The organism is Kineococcus terrestris, assembly GCF_041020755.1.
GTDB lineage: Bacteria > Actinomycetota > Actinomycetes > Actinomycetales > Kineococcaceae > Kineococcus > Kineococcus terrestris.
The window spans coordinates 1-22,705 of the sequence record NZ_JBEUEI010000038.1; the positions used below are offsets into that span (position 1 = coordinate 1).

General features: G+C 77.7%; 20 protein-coding genes and 1 riboswitch. Of the genes, 18 read left to right on the top strand and 2 right to left on the bottom strand.

Going from position 1 to position 22,705, the window contains the following annotated elements; genetic code table 11:
• Positions 1–144 precede the first annotated feature (144 nt).
• The 13 genes from ybeY (at position 145) to AB8M62_RS17620 (ending at position 14,327) form a co-directional block, all read left to right on the top strand.
• Positions 145–681 carry an rRNA maturation RNase YbeY gene (gene ybeY, locus AB8M62_RS17560; protein WP_369055656.1) on the top strand — a complete coding sequence of 179 codons (537 nt, stop codon included), beginning with the start codon at positions 145–147 and terminating at the stop codon, positions 679–681.
• Positions 682–686: 5 nt separating this feature from the next.
• Positions 687–2,042 (top strand): hemolysin family protein, encoded by a 1,356-nt coding sequence (locus tag AB8M62_RS17565; protein ID WP_369070401.1) that lies wholly within the window; start codon positions 687–689, stop codon positions 2,040–2,042.
• Entirely contained in the window at positions 2,035–2,985 is a 951-nt protein-coding gene (gene era / locus AB8M62_RS17570) for a GTPase Era (RefSeq protein WP_369070402.1), read from the top strand. The genes AB8M62_RS17565 and era overlap by 8 nt, the downstream gene beginning before the upstream one ends.
• Positions 2,986–3,136: 151 nt before the next feature.
• Positions 3,137–5,185, top strand: coding sequence for a phage holin family protein (locus AB8M62_RS17575; RefSeq protein ID WP_369070403.1), 2,049 nt, complete (start codon positions 3,137–3,139; stop codon positions 5,183–5,185).
• On the top strand, positions 5,182–6,093 hold the full coding sequence (locus AB8M62_RS17580; protein ID WP_369070404.1) for an MBL fold metallo-hydrolase: 912 nt from the start codon (positions 5,182–5,184) through the stop codon (positions 6,091–6,093). Before AB8M62_RS17575 ends, AB8M62_RS17580 begins: the two co-directional genes overlap by 4 nt.
• A 115-nt stretch (positions 6,094–6,208) precedes the next feature.
• Positions 6,209–6,475, top strand: a complete 267-nt coding sequence (locus AB8M62_RS17585; RefSeq protein ID WP_369055651.1) for a hypothetical protein — start codon at positions 6,209–6,211, stop codon at positions 6,473–6,475.
• 121 nt (positions 6,476–6,596) lie between these two features.
• Positions 6,597–6,695: riboswitch (SAM riboswitch) on the top strand.
• Positions 6,696–6,822: 127 nt separating this feature from the next.
• Positions 6,823–7,578 (top strand): ABC transporter ATP-binding protein, encoded by a 756-nt coding sequence (locus tag AB8M62_RS17590; protein ID WP_369055696.1) that lies wholly within the window; start codon positions 6,823–6,825, stop codon positions 7,576–7,578.
• An 86-nt stretch (positions 7,579–7,664) separates the two neighbouring features.
• Positions 7,665–8,693, top strand: coding sequence for an aliphatic sulfonate ABC transporter substrate-binding protein (locus AB8M62_RS17595; RefSeq protein ID WP_373694989.1), 1,029 nt, complete (start codon positions 7,665–7,667; stop codon positions 8,691–8,693).
• Positions 8,690–9,505 (top strand): ABC transporter permease, encoded by an 816-nt coding sequence (locus tag AB8M62_RS17600; RefSeq protein ID WP_369055649.1) that lies wholly within the window; start codon positions 8,690–8,692, stop codon positions 9,503–9,505. The genes AB8M62_RS17595 and AB8M62_RS17600 overlap by 4 nt, the downstream gene beginning before the upstream one ends.
• Before the next feature lie 55 nt (positions 9,506–9,560).
• On the top strand, positions 9,561–9,746 hold the full coding sequence (locus AB8M62_RS17605) for a hypothetical protein (RefSeq protein ID WP_369055648.1): 186 nt from the start codon (positions 9,561–9,563) through the stop codon (positions 9,744–9,746).
• Positions 9,747–9,876: 130 nt separating this feature from the next.
• Positions 9,877–11,634: a putative bifunctional diguanylate cyclase/phosphodiesterase gene (locus tag AB8M62_RS17610; RefSeq protein ID WP_369070406.1), complete on the top strand. Its 1,758-nt coding sequence runs from the start codon at positions 9,877–9,879 to the stop codon at positions 11,632–11,634.
• 43 nt (positions 11,635–11,677) lie between these two features.
• Positions 11,678–12,040, top strand: a complete 363-nt coding sequence (locus tag AB8M62_RS17615; RefSeq protein ID WP_369070407.1) for a hypothetical protein — start codon at positions 11,678–11,680, stop codon at positions 12,038–12,040.
• Positions 12,041–12,104: 64 nt separating this feature from the next.
• Complete coding sequence (locus AB8M62_RS17620) at positions 12,105–14,327, top strand: SpoIIE family protein phosphatase (RefSeq protein ID WP_369070408.1); 2,223 nt, start codon at positions 12,105–12,107, stop codon at positions 14,325–14,327.
• A gap of 42 nt (positions 14,328–14,369) precedes the next feature.
• Here AB8M62_RS17620 and AB8M62_RS17625 read toward each other — a convergent pair whose 3' ends face one another.
• Positions 14,370–15,017 carry a hypothetical protein gene (locus AB8M62_RS17625; RefSeq protein ID WP_369070409.1) on the bottom strand — a complete coding sequence of 216 codons (648 nt, stop codon included), beginning with the start codon at positions 15,015–15,017 and terminating at the stop codon, positions 14,370–14,372.
• Positions 15,018–15,255: 238 nt separating this feature from the next.
• Here AB8M62_RS17625 and leuA point away from each other — a divergent pair, with 238 nt between their 5' ends.
• From leuA to recO, 3 genes are all read left to right on the top strand, one after another.
• Positions 15,256–16,965 (top strand): 2-isopropylmalate synthase, encoded by a 1,710-nt coding sequence (gene leuA / locus AB8M62_RS17630; RefSeq protein ID WP_369070417.1) that lies wholly within the window; start codon positions 15,256–15,258, stop codon positions 16,963–16,965.
• 156 nt (positions 16,966–17,121) lie between these two features.
• Positions 17,122–18,750: a diguanylate cyclase gene (locus AB8M62_RS17635; protein WP_369070410.1), complete on the top strand. Its 1,629-nt coding sequence runs from the start codon at positions 17,122–17,124 to the stop codon at positions 18,748–18,750.
• A gap of 185 nt (positions 18,751–18,935) precedes the next feature.
• Positions 18,936–19,715 (top strand): DNA repair protein RecO, encoded by a 780-nt coding sequence (gene recO, locus AB8M62_RS17640; RefSeq protein WP_369053846.1) that lies wholly within the window; start codon positions 18,936–18,938, stop codon positions 19,713–19,715.
• Between the two features lie 31 nt (positions 19,716–19,746).
• Here recO and AB8M62_RS17645 read toward each other — a convergent pair whose 3' ends face one another.
• Positions 19,747–20,310 (bottom strand): histidine phosphatase family protein, encoded by a 564-nt coding sequence (locus AB8M62_RS17645; protein ID WP_369070411.1) that lies wholly within the window; start codon positions 20,308–20,310, stop codon positions 19,747–19,749.
• A gap of 120 nt (positions 20,311–20,430) precedes the next feature.
• On the opposite strand from AB8M62_RS17645, the gene AB8M62_RS17650 reads away from it, so the two are divergent.
• On the top strand, positions 20,431–21,285 hold the full coding sequence (locus AB8M62_RS17650) for an isoprenyl transferase (protein WP_373694990.1): 855 nt from the start codon (positions 20,431–20,433) through the stop codon (positions 21,283–21,285).
• 74 nt (positions 21,286–21,359) lie between these two features.
• Positions 21,360–22,703, top strand: a complete 1,344-nt coding sequence (locus AB8M62_RS17655) for a cytochrome P450 (protein ID WP_369070419.1) — start codon at positions 21,360–21,362, stop codon at positions 22,701–22,703.
• Positions 22,704–22,705 lie beyond the last annotated feature (2 nt).

Sequence of the window (22,705 nt, forward strand, 5' to 3'; positions counted from 1 at the left end):
GGGCCCCCCGGCGGCCCCCCGCCCCCCGCAGCCCGCCCCGCAGGGCGCCCCCCCCCCCCCACCCCCCCCCCCCCCCCCCCCCCCCCCCCCCCCCCCCCCCCCCCCCCCCCCCCCCCCCCCCGAGGCGCGGGGACGGGGCCGGCGGTGAGCGTCGACGTCGTCGACGAGAGCTCCTTCGCCGAGGAGCGCGGGGTCGACACCACCGAGGTCTCCGAGCTGGCCCGCTACGTCCTGGACGCCCTGCGCGTGCACCCGCTGGCGGAGCTGTCGGTCCTGCTCGTCGACGAGGAGGCGATGGCCCGCCTGCACGTGCAGTGGATGGACGAGCCGGGCCCCACCGACGTCATGTCCTTCCCGATGGACCAGCTGCGGCCCGGCCGCGAGGGCGCCACGTCCGAGCCGGGGCTGCTCGGCGACGTCGTCGTGTGCCCGCAGGTGGCCGCGGCGCAGGCCGCCGCGTCCGGGCACGCCACGGCCGACGAGGTCCTGCTGCTGGTGACCCACGGGATCCTGCACCTGCTCGGCTACGACCACGCCGAGCCGGAGGAGGAGCGGGAGATGTTCACCCTGCAGCGGCGCCTGGTGCTGGGCTTCCTGGCCCGCATCGGCCGCCCGGGCGACCCCACCCCCACGGTCGGGCACCGCGCGCTGCCCGGCACCGGGCCCGACGCGCGGGGCTGAGCGGCGTGGGAGCCCCCGCCGTCCCCCTGCTGCTGCTGGCGCTGCTGCTCGTGGTGCTGGCGGGGCTGGTCGCCGCGGCCGAGTCGGCGCTGGCGGGCACCTCGCGCCGGCGCGCGCGCGAGCTGGAGGCCGAGGGCCGCCGCGGCGCGCGGGCCCTGGGCTCGGTCCTGGACAGCGCCGCGCCCGTCCTGACGGTCTGCACGCTGCTGCGGGTGGTCGCCCAGACCCTGGCCGCGGTGTGCGTGACCGTCGTCGTGGCCACCTGGGTCGACGGGTGGGGGCTGGTGCTGCTGCTGGCCGGGCTGGGCATGGCCGCCCTGGACTTCGTGCTGGTGGGCGTGGGCCCGCGCACCCTGGGCCGCCTGCACGCCGAGACGGTCGGGCGCCTGGCCGCGCCCGTGCTGGGCCCGCTGGCCCGCGTGCTGGGGCCGCTGGCGCAGCTGCTGGTCCAGGTCGGCAACGCCGTCACCCCGGGCCGGGGACTGCGGCACGGCCCGTTCGGCTCCGAGGCCGAGCTGCGCGAGATGGTCGAGCTGGCCGGGGAGAGCGGCGTCGTCGAGGCCGGCGAGCAGCGCATGATCGACTCGGTCTTCGAGCTGGGCGACACCCTGGTGCGCGAGGTGATGGTCCCGCGCACCGACGTCGTGTCCACCCGCCGCGGCACCGGCCTGCACGAGGTGGAGGAGCTGCTGCTGCGCTCGGGGTTCTCGCGCGCGCCCGTGGTCGGCGACGACGCCGACGACGTGCTGGGCGTGGTCTACCTCAAGGACGTCGCCGGCCGCTTCCACGCCGACCCGGCCACCGCGCGCGCCACGACGGCCGAGGAGGTCGCGCGCCCGGCGGTGTTCGTGCCCGACAGCCTGCCGGTGGACGACCTGCTGCGGCAGCTGCAGCGCGAGCAGACGCACGTGGCAGTGGTCGTCGACGAGTACGGCGGCACGGCCGGCCTGGTGACCATCGAGGACGCGCTGGAGGAGATCGTCGGCGAGATCGCCGACGAGCACGACCGCGCCGCCCCGGACGTCGAGCCGCTGGAGGACGGCGGGTTCCGCGTCCCGGCGCGGCTGGTGCTGGACGAGGTCGGGGAGCTGTTCGGCCTGGAGGTCGCCGACGACGAGGTGGACACGGTCGGCGGGCTGCTGGCCAAGGCGACCGGCGAGGTCCTCGTACCGGGCGCCGCCGCCACCGCGCAGGGCCTGCACCTGCGGGCCGAGGGCCGAGCGGGGCGCCGCAACCGGGTGCGGACGGTCCTGGTCCACCGCGCCGAGGCGGAGACCGGGGACGGCCCGGAGCACGACGAGCACGGACGGGCCGCCGGTGCGACGGCGGCGGGAGCGCGAGCGGGGGGCGACGGTGGCTGACACGACGAGCGGTGCGGCGGGCGGCGGTGCGGCGGGAGGTGCCGGTGCGCACCGGTCCGGTTTCGCCTGCCTCGTGGGGCGCCCGAACGCGGGCAAGTCCACGCTGACGAACGCGCTGGTGGGGCAGAAGGTCGCCATCACCTCCTCGCGGCCGCAGACCACCCGGCACACGGTGCGCGGCATCGTCAGCCGCCCGGACGCCCAGCTGGTGCTGGTGGACACCCCCGGCCTGCACCGCCCCCGCACCCTGCTGGGGCAGCGCCTGAACGACCTGGTCCACGAGACGCTCGCCGAGGTCGACGTCGTGGCGTTCTGCGTGCCGGCCGACCAGCGGATCGGCCCGGGCGACCGGTTCATCGCCGAGGCGCTGGCCGCCGCCCCGCGCTCGGCGAAGGTCGCGCTGGTGACCAAGACGGACACCGTGCCCAAGCAGCGGGTGGCCGAGCAGCTGCTCGCGGTGAGCCGGCTGGGCGAGGAGCTGCTGGGCGGCTTCGCCGACGTCGTGCCCGCCTCCGCGGTGACCGGCGAGCAGGTCGACGTCGTCGCCGACGTGCTGCTCTCGCACCTGCCGGAGGGCCCGCGGCTGTACCCGGACGGGGAGCTGACCGACGAGCCGGAGCAGGTGATGATCGCCGAGCTCGTGCGCGAGGCCGCCCTGGAGGGCGTGCGCGACGAGCTGCCGCACTCGCTGGCGGTCGTGGTGGACGAGCAGGTCGAGCGCGAGGACGGCGTCCTGCAGCTGTACGTGCTGCTGTACGTGGAGCGCGAGAGCCAGAAGGGCATCGTCATCGGCCGCGGCGGCGCGCGGCTGAAGGACGTCGGCACCCGCGCCCGCCGCCAGGTGGAGGCCCTGCTGGGCACGCGCGTGCACCTGGACCTGCGCGTGAAGGTCGCCAAGGACTGGCAGCGCGACCCCAAGCAGCTGCAGCGCCTCGGCTTCTGAGGCGCCGGCGCGGGGTCGGCGCGGGGGCGGCGCGGTGGGGGGTCCGGTGGACGGCGCGGCGCGGGGCGCGCCGGGGAGCCCGGGGGGCGGGCGCCCGCGCGCGCCCCGGCCGGCGCCGCCGTGGTGGCGCACCCGGCTGACCGCGCGCGACGTGCGCGACGGGCTGTGGTCGCTGGTGCCCACGGCGTTCGCGCTGGGGGTCAGCGCGGCGCTGGTGCCGGGGGTGCGGGTCGCCTCCCCGCTGTGGCTGCTGGGGGCGGCCGCGGTGCTGGGCGTGGGCGACTTCCTCGTGCGCCCGGTCCTGGGCCCGCTGGTGGCCGTGACCGGCCCGCTGGTCACGGTGCTGCTGGGCGTGGCCGTGCAGCTGCTGCTGCTGCACACCGCCCTGACGGTCGTGCCCGGTCTGGAGCTGACCTCGATCGGCGCGCTGTGGCAGGTGTACCTGTGGACGGGGCTCGTGGGCGTCGCCTCGCGCTGGGTCGTCGGCGCCGGCGACAGCCGGTGGGTGGCGCGCGAGCTGCTGCGCCGCCACCCGCACCGCGCCGCGGGCGACCTGCCGCCGGGGCTGCTCGTCGTGCAGGTCGACGGCCTGTCGCTGCCGCTGCTGCGCTTCTGCCTGCAGGCGGGGACCACGCCGACGCTGGCGCGCTGGCTGCGCACCGGCACCCACCGCGCGGCCGGCTGGCGCGCCCAGCTGCCCTCGACGACACCGGCCGCGCAGGCGGGGATCCTGCACGGCACGAGCGAGGAGGTGCCGGCCTTCCGCTGGTGGGACCCGCACCTGCGCCGCGTCCTGGTCGCCAACCGGCCCGCGGACGCGGCCATCCTGGAGGAGCGCGCCCGCGCCGCCGGAAGGGCCGCCGGGCGCGCGGGCCTGCTGGCCGCCGACGGCGCCAGCGTCGGCAACGTCTTCTCCGGCGACGCCCCGCACGCGCACCTGGTCGTCTCGACCTCGCGCGCCGGCGGGTCGGGGCGGCCGTACCTGCGCTACGTCCTGCGGCCGTTCGTGCTGCTGCGCAGCGTCCTGCTGACCGTCGGGGAGGTCGTCAAGGAGCTGTACCAGGGCTGGCAGCAGCGGGTGCGCCGCGTGGAGCCGCGCATCCCGCGCCGCGGCTGGTACGTGCTGCTGCGGGCGCTGACGAACGCGGTGCTGCGGGACCTGAACATCGCCCTGGTGGCCGAGCACCTGGCCCAGGGCCGTGCCGTCGTGTTCGTCGACTTCCTCGACTACGACGAGGTCGCCCACCACGCCGGGGTGGCGCGCGCGGAGTCGCTGGACGCGCTCGCGGGCGTCGACCGGGCCCTGAACACGCTCGCCGAGGTCGCCGCGGCCGCACCCCGCGACTACCGCGTCGTCGTGCTCTCCGACCACGGCCAGGCGCAGGGCGCCACCTTCGAGCAGGTGTGCGGCCGCCGCGTGCAGGACGTCGTCGCGGACCTGCTGCACGCGCGCCCGGAGACGGCGTCCTCGACGGTGAGCACGGCGACGGGCGCGGAGGTGCGCGGGCGCGTGGACGTCCTCGTGCGCGACTTCGCCCCCAGCGGCACGGCGCAGCGGGCGGGCACGCGCCAGGAGCCGTCCTCGCGCGGCGCCGACGAGGTCGTCGTGGTCACCGCGGGCTGCACGGCCCTGCTGAGCGTGCCGGACGCCCCGGGCGGGCGGATGGACCTGGCGGCCCTGGGCGCCCGCTGGCCGGCCCTGGTGCCCGGCCTGCTCGCCACGCCCGGTGTCGGGTTCGTCGTGGGCCGGCGCGCCGGCGTCCCCGTCGCCCTGGGCCCGCGCGGCGAGCACGACCTCGTCTCGGGCGCGGTGCGCGGCAGCGACCCGCTGGCGGCCGTGGGCCCGCGCGCGGCCGGGGAGCTGGCCCGCGTCATGGGCTTCGCGACGGCCCCGGCGCTGCTGGTGCACTCCGCGGTGGACACCGTGACGGGGGAGGTGCACGCCTTCGAGGAGCAGGTCGCCTCGCACGGCGGGCTGGGCGGCTGGCAGAACGACGCCGTCCTCGTGCACCCCGCGGACTGGCCGCTGGACGGGGACCTGCTGGACCGCTCCGTGCCGGGCGAGGAGCAGCTCGTGGGGGCCGGTGCCGTGCACGAGCAGCTCGTGCGCTGGATGCGCCGCGCCGGTGTGCCCGTGGCCCCGGCCCCGGCGCCGGGGGAGCGGGACGGCGTCGTCGCGGAGGAGGGGGAGCGCGCGTGAGCGGGCAGCTGCGGTGGCTGGGCCACTCGACCGTCGTCGTCGACGTGGAGGGGGTGCGCGTGGTCACCGACCCGGTGCTGCGCGCGGGCCTGGCGCACCTGCGCCGCCGCCAGCCGGTGCCGGCCGCCGACCACTCCGCCCGCGCGCACGTCGCCGTCGTCTCGCACCTGCACCACGACCACTGCGACGTCGCCTCGCTGCGCGCGCTGGACGCGGACTGGGTCGTCGCCCCGCCGGGGGCCGCGCGCTGGCTGCGGCACCGGCTGCGCCCCGTCGGCAGCCGCGTCGTGGAGGCGGGCGCCGGCCAGACCGTCCACCTGCCCGTGCGCGCCTTCGACGGCTCGCGCCGCGAGGTGGCCGTCACCGCGCTGCCCGCCCACCACGACGGCGGCCGCACCCTGGCCCTGCTGACCGGCGCGCCCCGCGACGCGGCCGCCGTCGGCCACCTGCTGGAGGTCCCGCGCGCCGACGGGGTGCCCGTGACGGTGTGGGCGCTGGGCGACACCGGCCCCTTCCCCGGCCTGGAGGACGCCGTCCTGGCGCAGCTGCGCGCGCGCCGCGCGGTGGCCGTGGACGGCGGCCCGGCCCCGGGTCACGAGGGTGGCCCGGACGTGGCGCTCGTGCCCGTGGGCGGCTGGGGCCACACCCTCGGCGAGCACCACCTGGACCCGCGCCAGGCCGCGCGGGTCGTGGCGCGCGTGCGCCCGGCCCTCGCCGTGCCGGTGCACTGGGGGACGCTGGCGCCGGTCGCGCTCGGGCGCACGATGGGCGACCGCTGGTGGGCGCCGGGACGCCACTTCGCCGACCGCCTGGCCCGCCGCTCGGACGTGCGGGCCGTCGTGCTGCGCCCCGGTCAGGTCCTGCCTTTCGACCGCGCCCCCGCGGCACCCCCGCCCCCCGGGGCCTGAGCCCCCGCGGCGACACGCGGACCGGTCCCGCCGATCCGCGCGTGCGCCGGGCCCTTCGCGGGTACCGTCGCAGGGACACCCGCTGACACCGGGTCCCGACGGGAACGGGGGAGTCATGGCCCAGGCGTTCACCTTCCTCACGGCGCTGCTCGACCACGAGCAGCGGGCGCTCGTGGTCAGCACCGACGACGGCCGCGTGCTGTCGCGGCTGGCGCTGAGCGACCCGCCCGCGCACGGCTACTACGAGCCGGTCCAGCTCGACGCGGCGCTGGCCGACCTGGGCCTGCGCGCGGTCGGCTGCTGGCTGCGCGACGGCGACGGCGGGGCCGTCGCCGACGTCCGGCCGCTGGGCGAGCAGATGCCCGACCCGCGCCCGGTCTGAGGCCCGGCCCGGGCGCGGGGGTCCGCGCGCCGTCCGCTCACGCCCGGTGACGCCGCGCGCCGCGGTCGGCTGCCCGGGGCACCCTGGTTTGACACGGCTCCCCCCTCGGCCTTTGATGGTGCAACCATCCAGAGCGGCCGAGAGACCTGGCTCGACGACGCCGCAGCAACCTCCGGGCCCTCGGGCCCGGGCACGGTGCTCACGCCAGGACCGATGGAGGAGCCGAGTTGCCCCCTGGTCCCGCGACCGCGCACGAGACCGCGCCCGAGCGCGCTCCCCGCACCGCCGCCACGGCCCCCACGGACGCGGCGACCACCGCGCGCGCCGACGCCCTGCAGCCCGCCGACGTGGTCCTGCGCGGGGTCGGGCGCTCCTTCGGCACGGCCCGCGGCACCCACCGGGTGCTGGCCGACGTCGACCTCGTCGTCGAGGCCGGGTCCACCGTCGCCCTCCTCGGCGCCTCCGGCAGCGGCAAGTCCACGCTGCTGCGCCTGGTCGCCGGCCTGGACCTGCCCACCGCGGGCGAGGTCGCGGTCGGCGGTGAGGCGGTGCGCGACGTCAGCGACCGCTGCGCCGTCGTCTTCCAGGAGCCGCGCCTGCTGCCCTGGCGCGACCTGGCCGGCAACGTCGCCCTCGGCCTGCCGCGCGGCACCCCGCGCGCCGAGGGCCGCGAGCGCGTCGCCCACCAGCTCGAGACCGTCGGCCTGGCCGACTTCGCCGGGCACCGCCCGCGCCGCGTCTCCGGCGGCATGGCCCAGCGCGCGGCGCTGGCGCGCGCCCTGGTGCGCCGGCCCGGCGTGCTGCTGCTCGACGAGCCGTTCGCGGCGCTGGACGCGCTGACCCGGCTGAAGATGCAGGACCTCCTCGACGACGTCCAGCGCGGCACGGGCGCCACGACCCTGTTCGTCACCCACGACGTCGACGAGGCCCTGCACCTGGCCGACCGCGTCCTCGTGCTCGGCACCCCCGAGGGTGCCGAGGGCGCCCGCGTGGTGCGCGACCTGCGCGTGGCGGCGCCCCGCCCCCGCGACCGCGGCGACGCCGAGCTGGCCGCCCACCGCGTGGAGCTCCTGGAGCTCCTCGGCGTGCCCCGGCACGCCTGACCCGCCCCCCTCACCACCGCTCCACCCCCCCCGCAGCGCCGGTCCGTCCCGGACCGCCGCTCGTCCCTGCCTGGAGGAACCCCGTGCTGCGCACCCCCCGTCCCCTCGCCCGCCGCACCGCCCTCGGCCTCGCCCTCGGCGGCGTCGCGCTCGGTGCCGCCGCCTGCGTGCAGGGCGAGGACAGCACCGGCGCCGTCGCCACCGAGGGCGCCGGCTCCGGCTCGGGTTCCGGCGGCGGCGACACCGTCCGCCTGGACTACGCGCTCTACAACCCGCTGAGCCTGGTGGTGCGCGAGCAGCGGATCCTCGAGGACGCCGGCCTGACGGTCGTGTGGGAGCAGTCGCTGGGCAGCAACCGCGCCAACGAGTTCCTGCGCAACGACAACCTCGACGTGGCCTCCACCGCGGGCTCGGCCGTCCTGCAGGCCCGCGCGAACGGCTCGCCCGTGCAGACGATCGCCGTGTACTCCCAGCCGGAGTGGACGGCGCTGGTCGTCGGCGCGGACTCCCCGATCACCGACGTGGCCGGTCTGCGCGGGACGCGGATCGCCGCCACCACCGGCACGGACCCGTACTTCTTCCTCCAGCAGGCGCTGGCCGAGGCGGGCCTGTCGGGCGCCGACGTGGAGATCGTCAACCTGCAGCACCCGGACGGCCGCGCGGCGCTGGAGCGCGGCGACGTGGACGCGTGGGCGGGCCTGGACCCGAACATGGCGGCCTCGGAGCTGACGGTGGGCTCGCGCCTGCTGTACCGCAACGTCGACTTCAACACCTACGGGATGCTCAACGCGCGCGAGCAGTTCATCGAGGAGTCCCCGGAGCTGGCGCAGCAGGTCGTCGACGCGTACGCGCAGGCGCGCGCGTGGGCGCTGGAGAACCCGGCCGACCTGCAGGCCCTGTACGCCGCCGAGGCGCAGCAGGAGGACGAGGTCGCCGCGCTGGTGCTGGAGCGCACCAGCTTCGTCGACCTGGAGCCGGGCGACGCGCAGGCGCAGGTCCTGGAGGCGATCGTCCCGCTGATGGTCGAGACCGGTGACGTGCGCTCGGAGGAGGAGGCCCGCACGGCGCTGGAGGGCCTGTTCGCCCCGCAGTTCGCGCAGGCGGCGTCCTCGTGAGCGCCCTGAGCGGGACGCAGGCGCCGCCGCGGGAGCCCGCCGCGGAGGGCGCCCGGCGCCGGGTGCCGGCGGCCGCGTGGGCCCTGGGCGCGGTCGTGCCGCTGCTCCTGCTGGCGGCGTGGCAGCTCAGTTCGACGCTGGGGGTGTTCAGCCGCTACCAGCTGCCGCCGCCGCTGGACGTGCTGCGCGCGGCGGGGGACATGTGGTCCACCGGCGCGCTGCAGGCCAACGTCGCGATCAGCGTGCAGCGCGTCGCGCAGGGCTTCGCGGTCGGCGCCGGGCTCGGGGTCGTGCTGGGCGGGTTGACGGGCCTGTCGCGCCTGGCGGACCGGATGCTGTCGCCGATGTTCGGTGCGCTGCGGGCGGTGCCGTCGCTGGCGTGGGTGCCGCTGCTGGGGCTGTGGATCGGGCTGGGGGAGACCCCGAAGATCGTCCTCATCGCCATCGGCGCCTTCTTCCCCGTCTTCACGACGGTCTACTCCGCGCTGAGCCACCTCGACCCGGCGATGGTGGAGGTGGGCCGCGCCTACGGGCGCCGGGGCCTGCGGCTGTTCACCGAGATCCTGCTGCCGGCGACGGCCCCCTCGCTGCTGTCCGGGCTGCGGCTGGGCCTGGCGCAGAGCTGGCTGTTCCTCGTGGCCGCCGAGATCATCGCCTCCTCGGTCGGGCTGGGGTTCCAGCTGATCAACGGGCAGAACCAGGGCCGCACCGACCAGATGCTGCTGGCGATCGTCCTGCTGGCCGTCCTCGGCAAGCTCAGCGACGTCGTCCTGGGGCTGGTCGAGGCCCGGGTCAAGGCGAGCCGCGGCTGAGGCGCCCGCCCGCGCCCGAGGTGCCGGGGACCGGGGAGCGGTGCAGGCTGGGCGCGTGAGCGAACCCACCACCGGCACCCCCGACCCCGCCGTGGACCCCGATGGCGACCCCGGCGAGCTGAACCCCCGCGACCTGCGCGGGGAGGAGACCGGCGACGGCGCGGACACCTCCCGCGACGGCGGCGAGGCCCCCGACACCGACGCCGACCCGGAGCAGCTGAACCCCCGCGACGGCACCTGAGATCCCGCCCGTTCCCGACGCGCCCCCCGCCCCCCGGGCGGGGGGCGCGCGTGCGCCGGACGGGTGGAAGCCGTCGCAGGAGCGACCCGGGGACGTCAACCCCGCCCCGCGGACGGCCGACGGGGACGGGGTGGAGAACACCGCGCGCACGCCCGAGGTGGCGACCCCCCGCGCCGTCGCGGCGACGACGGGGTTCCTCTACCTGCTGGGCGCGACCGCGGTGCTGTGCGTCGTGCTGGCCGGCGCCGCCCGCGGCTGGAGCGGGACGGTCCTGGCCGCCGTCGTCGTCGTGGCGGCGGCCGTGGGCGCCGGGTGCCTGTGGCGCGGGCGGTTCCTGCCGCGCTGGACCTGGCACGTCCTCGTCGGCGGCGGCACCGGCCTCATCACGACCGTCGTGCTCGCCGCGCCCGACACCGCCTCCTCCGTGGCCCTGGCCGGGATCTACGCGTTCGTCGCCCTGGACGCGTTCTTCTTCTTCGCCCCCCGCCCGGCGCTGCTGCACCTGGGCGCCGCGCTGACCGCCGGCAGCCTGGCCCTGGCGGCGCGCCCGGGGCTGGACGCGGGCGCGGTCGCCGCCCAGGACGTCGTGCTGGTCGGGGTGGCGGCGGTCGTGGGGGCGCTCGTGCGGCGCGCCTCCAGCGCCAGCCGCGACTCCCTGACGGGCCTGCTGAACCGCCGCGGGTTCGGCGACGCCCTGCGCGCGGCCGTCCCCGACGCCGCCCGGGGGCGGGGCCTGTCCGTCGTCCTGCTGGACCTGGACCACTTCAAGGCCGTCAACGACACCGGCGGGCACGCCGCCGGCGACGACCTGCTGCGCGCGGTCACCACCGCCTGGCGGGCCCTGGTCCCCGCCGGCGCCCTGCTCGGCCGCTACGGCGGCGACGAGTTCGCCGTCCTGCTGCCGGGGCACGACGGCGCGGCGGCGCTGGCCCTGGCCGAGCGGCTGCGCCTGGCCGCCGCCCCGGCCGGCGTGTCCGTCGGCGTGGCGCAGCTGCGCCCCGGCGAGAGCGGGGCGGACCTCGTGCGCCGCGCCGACGTCGCCCTGTACGAGGCCAAGGACGCCGGGCGCGGGCGGTGCGCGCTCGCCGGCGACGGGGACGTCGCCCTCGCGCACGACCTCGCGCTCGCCCTGGAGCGCGGCGAGGTGCGGGTGCACTACCAGCCGGTGGTGGCGCTGCCGGGCGCGCAGGTGCTGGGGGTGGAGGCCCTCGTGCGCTGGGACCGGCCCGGGCACGGTCCCGTGCCGCCGCTGGAGCTGGTGCGGGCCGCCGAGCGGCACGGCCTGGTCGGCGCGCTCGGCGCGCACGTGGTCCGCCGCGCCTGCGAGGACGCGGTGGCCCTGCGCGCCGCGGCGGGCCGGGACCTGTTCGTCACCGTCAACGCCTCCGGGCGCGAGCTGACCGCCCCGGGGTACGCCGACGGGCTGGCCGCGGCGCTGCGGGCGGCGGGCCTGCCGCCGGCCGCGCTCGTCGTGGAGGTCACCGAGACGCTGCTGGAGGCGGAGTCCGCGAGCGCCCTGGCGGCCCTGGAGCAGGTCCGCGCCCTGGGCGTCGCGGTCGCCGTCGACGACTTCGGCACCGGGTGGTCCTCGCTGCACCGCCTGGACGTGCTGCCCGTCAGCCACCTGAAGCTGGACCGCTCGTTCGTGCGCGACCTGGCCTCCTGCCCGCAGCGCGTGCGCCTGCTGCGCGGCGTCGTCGCCCTGGCCGAGGCCCTGGCGCTGCGGCTGGTCGCCGAGGGCGTGGAGACCGCGGAGCAGCGCGACGTGCTCCTGGCGCTGGGCTGCCCGCTGGCGCAGGGCTACCTGTTCGGCCGGCCGGCGCCGCTGGCGGAGGTGCTGGCGGCGGTGGGCGCGGTGGCCGCCGGGCCGGTCTCCTCCCGCACGTAGGGCCGCCCCTCGGCACGGACGGCGCTGGAGGAGGATCCACGTCGTGTCCCGCGACATCCGCCTGCCGGACGGCCAGTGGTGGACCGTCCGCACCGGGATCTTCTCCTGGATCGTCGGCACCCTGGCGGCGACCGCCCGCGATCGCGACCTGGCCGCCCACCTGCGGGAGGTCGACGAGGAGGACCTGCCGCTCCTGGACCTGACGGCCCTGCCCGCCGACCAGCGCGCGGAGCTGGTCGAGCTGGTCCGCGCGCTGCCCGCCGTCGCGCGGGATCACCTGCCGCCGACGGCGGACCACGAGGCCGTCGGCCGCTCGCTCGCCGACCTGGTGGACCGCCTGCCGCCCGCGGGGAGCGCCCGCGCGGTCCGTCCCCGTGGTCCGTCGCCGGACGCCCGCTCTTCCTGACGCCGTCCCCGTCGGTGGGGCACACTGCAACCGTGGCGACACGGACAGTCACTGGGCGGTGCCCGTGAGCGCCGGCGAGGGGGTGCGCGCCGCGCGCGAGGCGCCCGGCGCCGAGCTGCTGCAGCTGGCCGCCATGGCGGCGGGCCTGGGGCAGATGGACCTGCGCCGGGCCCTGCGCAGCGTCACCGACGCCGGGGTCAGCATGACGGGCGCGCAGTACGGCGCCTTCTTCTACTCCGGCGAGGACGCCCAGGGCGGCCGCTTCGACCTCTACACGGTCTCCGGGGAGTCCGCGGGCGCCTTCCCCGACCGGGTGCCCCTGCGGCACACGGCGATGTTCTCCCCGACCTTCTCCGGCGCGCAGGTCGTCCGCAGCCCGGACGTGCTGCGCGACCCCCGCTACGGCGCCAACGCCACGGCCGGGCTGCCCGCGCAGCACCCCGGCGTGCGCAGCTACCTCGCCGTGCCGGTGACGACGCCCGACGCCCGCGTGATCGGCGCGATGCTGTTCGCCCACCGCGAGCCCGGGCACTTCGACGAGGGCGCCGAGATCGCCGCCCGGGCCGTCGCCGCGCACGCGGCCGCGGCGGTGGAGAACGCCCGGCTGCTCGGCCAGGCGCACCGGGCGCGCCGGGAGGCCGAGGACACCGCCCAGCGCCTGCAGCTGCTGCAGGACGTCACGGCGCTGCTGTCGACGGCCGCCTCCACCGCCGAGATCGCGGCGCGGGTCCCCGAGGCCCTCACCGACGCCCTGGGCTGCACGGGCGCCCACCTGCTCCTGCTGGACCCCGACGCCGGCGCGCTGGCCGGCGTGCACTCGTCGGTCACGCCGGCCGGTGTGCACCGCACGCCGGTCCGGCTGCCGCTGAGCGCGTCGTCCCCCTCCACGCACGCGGTGCTCACCGCGGCGCCCGTCTCCTCCAGCGGCGCGCACCTGCGGGCCTGGCCGGGGCTGCGCGGTGTCGAGATGCCCGGCGTGGAGGCCGCCCACGCGGTGCCGCTGCTGGACCGGGCGCGCCGGCCGCTGGGCGCCCTGACCGCTACCTGGAGTGACGCGGCCGTCCTCGACACGGGGGTCACGGACCTGCTGGCCGCGGTCGCCGGGCAGGTCGCCCAGGCGCTGGAGCGCACCCGCCTGTACGACGCGCAGCAGGAGGCCCAGCAGCGGCTCACCGAGTCCGTCGAAGCGCTGTCGACGCTGGCCCGCGACCTGCAGAGCGGGCTGCTGCCCCGGCGGCTGCCGGAGCTGGAGCGGGTGCGGGTGGCCGTGGGCTACCTGCCGGCCGTGGCCGCCGCCGAGGTCGGCGGCGACTGGTTCGACGTCGTGCCCGGCACCGGGGAGCACGTCACCTTCGTCATCGGCGACGTGCAGGGGCACAACACCACCGCCGCGGGCCTCATGGGGCAGCTGCGCACGGCGGTGCGGGCCTACGTCAGCGAGGGGCACGACCCGGCCACCGCGCTGGCCCGCACCAACTCGGTCCTGCTCCAGCTGGACACCGGTCTGTTCGCCACCTGCTGCCTGGTGCGGCTGGACCAGGGCAGCGGCGAGGTGGTCACGGCCCTGGCCGGCCACCCGCCCCCGCTGCTGCTGGGCCCCGGCGGCGAGGTCACCGAGCTCGACGCCCCCGCCGGCACCGCCCTGGGCGTCACCGACGACGCCGTCTACGAGGTCGGGCGCTGCCAGCTCACCGGCCGCAGCCGCCTCGTGCTCTACACCGACGGCGTCGTCGAGGCCGCCCCCGAGGGCAGCGACCTGGGGCTGGCGACGGTGGCGCACGTGCTGCGCACCCACCGGGACGCCTCGTGCGAGGAGCTCGTCAGCGCCGTCACGGCCGCCATCCCGCACCGGCTGACCGACGACGCCGCGCTGCTGGTCCTCGACTACAGCGGACCGCGCGTGCAGCACGCCGAGGCCGGCACGGCGCTGGCCGCCGACCTGCGCGCCGTCGCCGAGGCGCGCCGGTTCCTGCTGCGGACGCTGCGGAGCTGGGGCGTCGACGAGGACGTCACCGCCGGCGCGGAGCTGGTCGTGAGCGAGCTGGTGACCAACGCCGTCACCCACACCGGCAGCCCGCCGCACCTGCACCTGAGCCACCTCGGCGACACCGGCCACCTGCGCGTGGCCGTCAGCGACGGCTCCACCCGCCACCCCGCGGCGCGCGCCGCGGGCCCGGACGCCCTGGGCGGGCGGGGCCTGGCGATCGTCGAGGCCCTCGCCGAGCGCTGGGGGGTCAGCGACCAGGGCGAGGGGAAGGTCGTGTGGGCGCGGCTCGCCCTGCCCTGACCCGCCCCGGCGCGCGGGCCCCGGGGGCCCCGGGAGCCGTCGTCAGCCGGCCGGCACCACGTCGAGGAGGACCTCCACGTCGCCGGCGACCTCCGGGGTGCCGGCGCTGACCCGGCCCACGAGCCGGTAGGTGCCCGGCGCCGGGTCGAGGAGGGTGACGAACCACGCGGTCTGGTCCTCCAGGTCGCCGGCGCGCGCGTGGGCGGGCAGCGAGGACTCCCACGTCGTCCAGTCGACGGCCACCAGCTCCCCGTCCGCCCCGTCCACCGCGGTCACGGGCGCCGGCGCCGCCGCCAGCGTCCCGGTGACCGACCCGCCCGCCGGGTCTTGCAGGTGCAGGCGCACGTGCACGACGTCGCAGGGGGCCAGGCCGCGGGCCTCGTACCCGGCGAGGTTCCGCACGCTGGCACCCACCCCCGGACCGCCGGCCGCACCGCCCAGCGCCGGCGCGGGGGAGCCACCGGCGCTCAGGGGCCGGGCGCGCACGACGACGTCGACCGGGCCCGCCCCCTCGCCGGTGCTGCACCCGGGCACGCCGTACGGCGCCGCGCCCGGTTCCCCGGGCCCGCCGTCGCCGGGCAGCAGGGAGCCGGCCAGCGCCCCGGCGGTCAGCAGCGCGCCGAGGACCAGGCCGTGCCGCACCAGGTCGCGGCGCGGGCCCCGTCCCGCCGCCGTGCTCCCCGCGTCCACGGGCCCAGTGTCGCCCGGCGCCCCGCGCGCGGCCCGTCCACGCCCCGCGTGGACGGGGCGCGCGCCGGGCGCGTACGGTGCTGGACGTGGCTCGACGGGAGACCCTGCTCCTTCGTCGCCGCGTCGGGGCCAGCTAGGCCGGTCTCCCCGCCGCGGGACCTCGTCGTGCGCGCCGGCCGCCCCGCAGCCAGCCCACCCGAGGAGCAGAACCGTGGACAACCCGCAGACCGCGTCGCCGATGCCGGTGCACAAGTACCGCCCGTTCCACGAGCAGATCACCGTCGACCTGCCCGACCGCACGTGGCCGACCCAGCGCATCGAGCGCGCCCCCCGCTGGTGCGCCGTCGACCTGCGCGACGGCAACCAGGCCCTCATCGACCCGATGAACACCGAGCGCAAGCTGCGCATGTTCCAGCTGCTGGTGCAGATGGGCTACAAGGACGTCGAGGTGGGTTTCCCCTCGGCCAGCCAGACCGACTTCGACTTCGTGCGCACCCTGATCGAGGACGACCTGATCCCCGACGACGTGCGCATCCAGGTGCTGACGCAGTCGCGCGAGCACCTCATCGAGCGCACCTTCGACGCGATCCGCGGGGCCAGGCAGGCGATCGTCCACCTGTACAACTCCACCTCGGTGCTGCAGCGGCGCGTGGTGTTCGGGATGGACGAGGACGGCATCGTCGACCTGGCGCTGCAGGGCGCGCGGCTGTGCAGGAAGTTCGAGGAGACCGTCCCCGGCACGACCGTCTACTACGAGTACTCCCCGGAGAGCTACACCGGCACCGAGCTGGAGTTCGCCCGGCGCGTGTGCGACGCGGTGGTCGAGGTCTTCGAGCCCACGCCCGAGCGCAAGGTGATCGTGAACCTGCCGGCCACCGTGGAGATGGCGACGCCGAACGTGTACGCGGACTCCATCGAGTGGATGTCGCGGAACCTGGCGCAGCGGGAGAACATCGTCCTCTCCCTGCACCCGCACAACGACCGCGGCACCGCCGTGGCCGCCGCCGAGCTGGGGTACCTGGCCGGCGCCGACCGCATCGAGGGCTGCCTGTTCGGCAACGGCGAGCGCACCGGCAACGTCTGCCTGGTCACGCTGGGGATGAACCTGTTCAGCCAGGGGATCGACCCGCAGGTCGACTTCTCCGACATCGACGGGATCCGCCGCACCGTCGAGCACTGCAACCAGCTGCCGGTGCCCGAGCGCCACCCCTACGGCGGCGACCTCGTCTACACGGCCTTCTCCGGCTCCCACCAGGACGCCATCAAGAAGGGCCTGGAGGCGATGGAGCGCGACGCCGCGGCCGCCGGCAAGAGCGTCGACGAGATCGAGTGGGCGGTGCCGTACCTGCCGATCGACCCCAAGGACGTGGGCCGCAGCTACGAGGCCGTGATCCGGGTGAACTCGCAGTCCGGCAAGGGCGGCGTGGCCTACCTGATGAAGACCGAGCACCAGCTGGACCTGCCGCGCCGGCTGCAGATCGAGTTCAGCCGCGTCGTGCAGGAGCGCACCGACGCCGCCGGCGGGGAGGTCACCGCGGCGGAGATCTTCTCGATCTTCTCCGACGAGTACCTGCCCTCGCCCAGCGGGACGCCGGACTGGGGCCGGTTCGCGCTGCGCGCCACCCGCTCGGCCAGCGAGGTCGACGGGACGGACGCCCTGGAGGTCGACCTCCTGGACTCCGGCCGGGCCACCACCGTCAGCGGCACCGGCAACGGCCCGATCGCCGCGTTCTGCGCGGCGCTGGCCGCCCTGGCCGACCGGCCCGTCGACGTGCGCGTCCTGGACTACGCCGAGCACGCCCTGTCCGCGGGCGGCGACGCCCGCGCGGCCGCCTACGTCGAGTGCGCCGTGGGGGACCGGGTGCTGTGGGGCGTGGGCGTCGACGCGAACATCACGACGGCCTCGCTGAAGGCGGTCGTCTCCGCGGTCAACCGCGCCCTGCGCTGACCGGCGGCTGAGCTGAGGGGGCGCCCCGGGCCGCCCGTGCGGCTCGGGGCACCCCCGCAGCTCGTGTCACGTTCAACCTCGTCGCTCGCGCGCCGCGACGCCGCCCGACCGATACAGTCGTGACTTCCAGTGATCGGGCACGTGCGGAGAGGGGTGGTGCGCGTGCGTCCCCCCGAGCCCGGCGACGTGGGCGGCTCTCCCGGGGCGTCCGCTGCCGGGGCGGTCGAGCACGTCACCGGTTTCGGGCCGTACGACCTGCTCGCCGAGTGGGCCCACCGCCTCTACCTCGACGGGTTCGGCGAGCGCGCCATCACCGCCGCCCGCGAGGGGCTGGCGTTCTGCGAGGCCGCCGGCGACGAGCGCACCGCCCGCTACCTGCAGTTCATCGCCGGCGTCGCCCTGCACCAGCTCGGCCGCGCCGCCGAGGCCAGCGAGGAGGCCGGGCACCTGCTGGACCGCCTCGGCACCGGCGCTGACCCCGTCTGGCGCGCCAAGGCGCTCGCGCTGCTGGCCGAGGCGCGCGTCGACCTCGGCCAGACCGCGCTGGCGATGGACCACCTCGCCGAGGGCCGGATGATCGTCTCCGCCCAGCCGCTGCGCACCTACGACCAGCTGTCGGCGACCATGTCGGTCGCCCTGGCGCTGCGCGCGCTGGCCCTGTTCGAGCCCGCCGACGAGCTCATGCGGCAGATGCTCGCCGCGACCTTCCCGCCCCCGCGCGTGCAGCTGAACGTCGCCCAGGAGGCCGCCGTCCTGCAGGTGTCGTGGGGGGCGATGCTGGAGGTGTCCGGGCGTCCGGACGAGGCGCGCGGGCACTACACCGCCGCCGGCTCCGTCATCGCCCGCATGCGTGCGCTGGCGCTGGAGGCCGGCTACCCGGAGATGCTCGCCCGCGCCGAGGCGCTGGAGGGCTTCGTCGCCCAGCGCGGCGGCGAGGACGTCCTGGCCGAGGCGCGGCTGCGCCCGGCGATGGCCGGGTTCCGGCTGCGCGAGGAGCTGGTGGAGACGCAGGTCGCCCGCGTCGGCCTCGCCCTGGCCGTCGCCGCCCGCGGCGGGCACGCCGAGGCCCGCGACCTGCTGGCCGCCGTGCGCCGCGCCTCCTCCACCACGCAGCTGGACGTGTGGGGCATGACGGCCATGGCCGCCGAGGCCCGCACCGCCGTCCTCGAGCACGGCGACCACCCCGGCGTCGAGGCGCTGCGGACCCTGTCGCGGATCGCCCTGGCCCGGCTGTGGGAGGACCGCGAGAGCCGCTTCGAGACCCTGCGCGACCGGGTGCGGCAGCGGGAGATGGCCGAGCAGCACGCCCGGCTCGGGCGCGCCTCCCTCGTCGACCCCCTCACGGGCCTGGGCAACCGCCGCCGGCTGCAGCAGGTCCTGGAGCGCCCCGACCGCCGCTTCAGCGCCGTCCTGCTCGACGTGGACGGCTTCACCGCCGTCAACGACGAGCACTCGCACGAGACCGGTGACGCCGTGCTGCGCGCGGTGGGCGCGCTGGTGGCCGACGCCGCGGGGGAGACGGGGGTCGTGGTGCGCTACGGCGGCGACGAGTTCGCGCTGCTGCTGCCCGCCGGCCCCGGCGGTGGCCCGGACCCCCTCGTGGTGGCCGAGAACCTGCTCGACGGGGTGCGCAAGGCGCCGTGGATCGACCTGGCGGTCGGGCTGCGGGTGACCGCCTCGGCCGGGGTGGCGGGCCCGGCGCCGGCCGCGGAGGCCCTGCGCGACGCGGACCTGGCCTGCACGGCCGCCAAGCGCGCCGGCCGCGACCGCGTCCACGTCGCCTGAGCCGCCACCTCGGACCCCGACCACCCGCCGTGATCTTGCACTGAGTCGCACGCGGACCGCGCAGGCCGAGGGCTTCGCTGGTGGGCGTGCGACTCAGTGCAAGATTACGGCGGGTGGGTCGTCGGTGAGGGTGCCGGGCGGCGCGGGGGCGGGCCCGTGTCGGGGGCGTGGGGGAGGATGCTCCGGTGAGCCCGGGCATCGCAGGACCGCGCAGCTACCGCGACGAGGCGGTCGTCCTGCGCACCGCCAAGCTCGGCGAGGCCGACCGCATCGTCACGCTCCTGACCCGCCACCACGGCCGGGTGCGCGCGGTCGCCAAGGGCGTGCGCCGCACCAGCTCCCGCTTCGGCGCGCGGGTCGAGCCGTTCACCCACGTCGACGTGCAGCTGGCCCGCGGCCGGTCCCTGGACGTCGTCACCCAGGTGGAGGTGATCGCCCCGCACGGCGAGGCGATCGCCGCCGACTACGGCCTCTACACCGCCGGGCACGCCCTGCTGGAGACCGCCGAGCGCTTCACCGAGGTGGAGGGCGAGCCCGCCACCCAGCAGTTCCTGCTGCTGGTGGGGGCGCTGCGGGCGCTGGCCCGCCGCGACCACGACGCGGTCCTCGTCCTGGACGCCTACCTGCTGCGCTCGCTGGCCGTGGCCGGCTACGCCGCCAGCTTCGCCGACTGCGCGCGCTGCGGCGAGGACGGCCCGCACCGGGCGTTCGCCGTCGCCGCCGGCGGGGCGGTCTGCGCCGCGTGCCGGCCGCCCGGTGCCGCCGCCCCCGACCCGCGCACCCTCGGCCACCTCGCCGCGCTGCTGTCGGGCGACTGGCCGACGGCCGAGGTCAGCGAGGAGCGCTGCCGCCGCGAGGGCAGCGGCCTGGTCGCCGCGTTCCTGCAGTGGCACCTGGAGCAGGGCATCCGCTCGCTGCGGCACGTCGAGCGCGAGGCTCCCGCGGGGGTGGCCGCACCCTCCTGACGCCGTCCCGACGCCGTCCCGACAGCGCCGCTCAGCCGGCCGCCGGGCCGCCCAGGTTCACCCCGGTCACCCGCCACGCGCCCGGCCCGCCCTCGACGAGCGTCACCGTCGCGTTGACGATCCGCTCCACCGTCGTGCCCGTCCACGCCAGCACCCCGAGCCGGATGAGCGTGCCGTGGCAGACGATCACGAGGTCGCGCCCGGCGTGCTCCCCGGCCAGCCGCTCGAACGCCGTCGCGCCGCGCGCGCCGACCACGTCGTCGGCCTCCATGCCCGGCCGCGACCCGTCGGGCCAGCGCTCGGCCAGCTCCATGAAGTCCATGCCCTCGGCCTCGCCGAAGTCCCGCTCCACCAGCGCGTCGTCCGTCCCGGTCAGCCGCAGGTCCGCGCCGGCCGCGACGATCTCGGCGGTCTCGCGGGCGCGGGCCAACGGGGAGCTGACCACCGCGTCCCACGCGCCGCCGGTGAACCAGGGCGCCAGCGCCCGCGCCTGCGCGCGGCCGGTGTCGTTGAGGGGCACGTCGGAGCGGCCCTGGAGCCTGCCGTGCAGGTTCCAGTCCGTCTCGCCGTGGCGGACGAGGGCGATGCGGGTCACGCGCCCCATCCTGCCCGCGCCCGTCCCGGCGTCCCGACCCGCCCGCCGTCCTGCGGCACGCCCGCGCCGCGGGCCGTGCCAAGCTCCTGCGTCGTGGAGACGCCAGCCCGCCGCACCGCCCTGGGCCGCCGCCGAGCCGCCGCGCGCACCCCGGACGCCGCCCGGCGCGTCGTGGAGCCCCCGCCGCCGCACCCGTCGGGCGCGCGGCCGCCGCAGCTGCCGCCGGAGCTGGTGCCCCGGCACGTGGCCGTCGTCATGGACGGCAACGGCCGCTGGGCCAACGCCCGGGGGCTGCCGCGCAACGAGGGGCACCGGCGCGGGGAGGCGTCGCTGCTGGACGTCGTGGCCGGCGCCATCGAGGTCGGCGTCACCCACCTGTCGGCGTGGGCGTTCTCGACGGAGAACTGGAAGCGCAGCCCCGACGAGGTCCGCTTCCTCATGGGGTTCAACCGCGACGTCATCCGCCGCCGCCGCGACGAGATGCACCGCTGGGGCGTGCGGGTGCGCTGGGCCGGGCGCCGTCCCCGCCTGTGGCGCAGCGTCATCAGCGAGCTGGAGGCCGCGGAGGAGCTGACGCGGGACAACGACGTCCTGACGCTGACGATGTGCGTGAACTACGGCGGGCGCGCGGAGATCGCCGACGCGGCCCGCGCCATCGCGCTGGAGGCCGCGGCCGGGCGCCTGGACCCCGCCCGCGTCGACGAGCGGACCGTGGCGCGCTTCCTCGACGAGCCGGACATGCCCGACGTGGACCTGTTCTGGCGCTCCAGCGGCGAGCAGCGCACGTCGGGGTTCCTGCCGTGGCAGGCGGCGTACGCGGAGATGGTGTTCTCCGACGTGCTGTGGCCGGACGTGGACCGGCGCGCGCTGTGGGCGGCGGTCGAGACGTACGCGCACCGCGAGCGCCGCTTCGGCGGGGCGTTGGACAAGCCCACCGACCCCGCCGCGCCGGACGACGCGCCGCCGGCCCCGTGAGCGTGCCGGGGCGGCTGGCCGCGCCGCTCGTGCGCGAGGTCCGCGGGACGCTGCGCTGGGGCGTGCAGCACGGGATGCCGCGCCTGGCGGTGCGCCGCGGCGCCCGCGCCGGGGACCTGCAGTCGCTGCTGCTGGCCGACCCCGCCACCTGGCGCGAGCCGTACGCCTTCCACGAGCGGGTGCGCGCCGCCGGCCCGCTGCTGACGGGCCGCTTCACGTGCATGAGCGCCTCGCACGCGGTGGTGCGCGAGGTGCTGACGAGCCCGGAGTTCGGCGTCGGCGCCCTGCACGACGCGCCCGTGCCGGTGCTGCGCCGGCCGCTGGCGTGGGCCTCGCGGGAGCGGCCCACCCACCCCGTCGAGCCGCCGTCGATGCTGGCGGTCGACCCGCCCGAGCACACCCGCTACCGGCGGCTGGTCTCCACGGTGTTCACGGCCCGCGCAGTGGAGGGCTTGCGCCCTCGGGTGCAGGAGCTGGCCGACGAGCTGCTCGACGAGCTGTCCGGCCGCGGTCCCGTCGTCGACGTGGTGGAGGACTACGCCCTGCGGCTGCCGCTGGCGGTGGTCGCGGAACTGCTGGGCGTGCCCGCGCACCGGCGCGAGCAGGTGCGCCGCTTCGAGGCGGGCGTGGCCGCCAGCCTGGAGGTCGCGGCCGGCTGGCGCGAGGTGCGGGCCGTCGACGCCGCGCTGCGCGGGTTCGACGCGTGGGTCGGCGAGCACCTGCAGCGCCTGCGCCGCGACCCCGGCGACGACCTGCTGAGCGGACTGGTCACCGTCACCGACGACGAGCACGGCGGGCAGCGGCTCAGCGAGCGCGAGCTGCGCGCCACCGCCGGCCTGCTGCTGGCCGCCGGGTTCGAGACGACGGTGAACCTGCTGGGGTCGGCGACGGCGCTGCTGCTGGCGCACCCGGACCAGCTCGCGGCGGCGCGCGCCGACCCGGGCCTGTGGCCGGGGGTCGTGGAGGAGTCGCTGCGGCTGGAGGCGCCCGTGCAGCTGACGTCCCGGCGCGCGCTGCGCGACACCGTCGTGGCCGGGCAGCCGGTGCGCCGCGGGACCCGCGTGGTGCTGCTGCTGGGCGCGGCCGGGCGCGACCCGGACGTGTTCGCCGACCCGGCGCGCTTCGACGTGCGCCGCCCCAACGCCCGCGAGCACCTGGCGTTCTCCGGCGGCCGGCACTTCTGCCTGGGCGCGCCGCTGGCCCGGCTGGAGGGGCAGGTGGGGCTGCGGGCGCTGTTCGAGCGGTTCCCGGACCTGCGGCCGGCCGCGGGGGCGCAGCGCACCGGCACGCGCGTGCTGCGCGGCTGGCGGCGCCTGCCGGTGCGGCTCGGCCAGGCCCGTCCCGCGGGTCGCGGGGAGCGCGGCGACGGGTCCGCCGGCCGCGGCGGGCACCTGCCGGACCCGCGGGAGGAGTCCTAGCC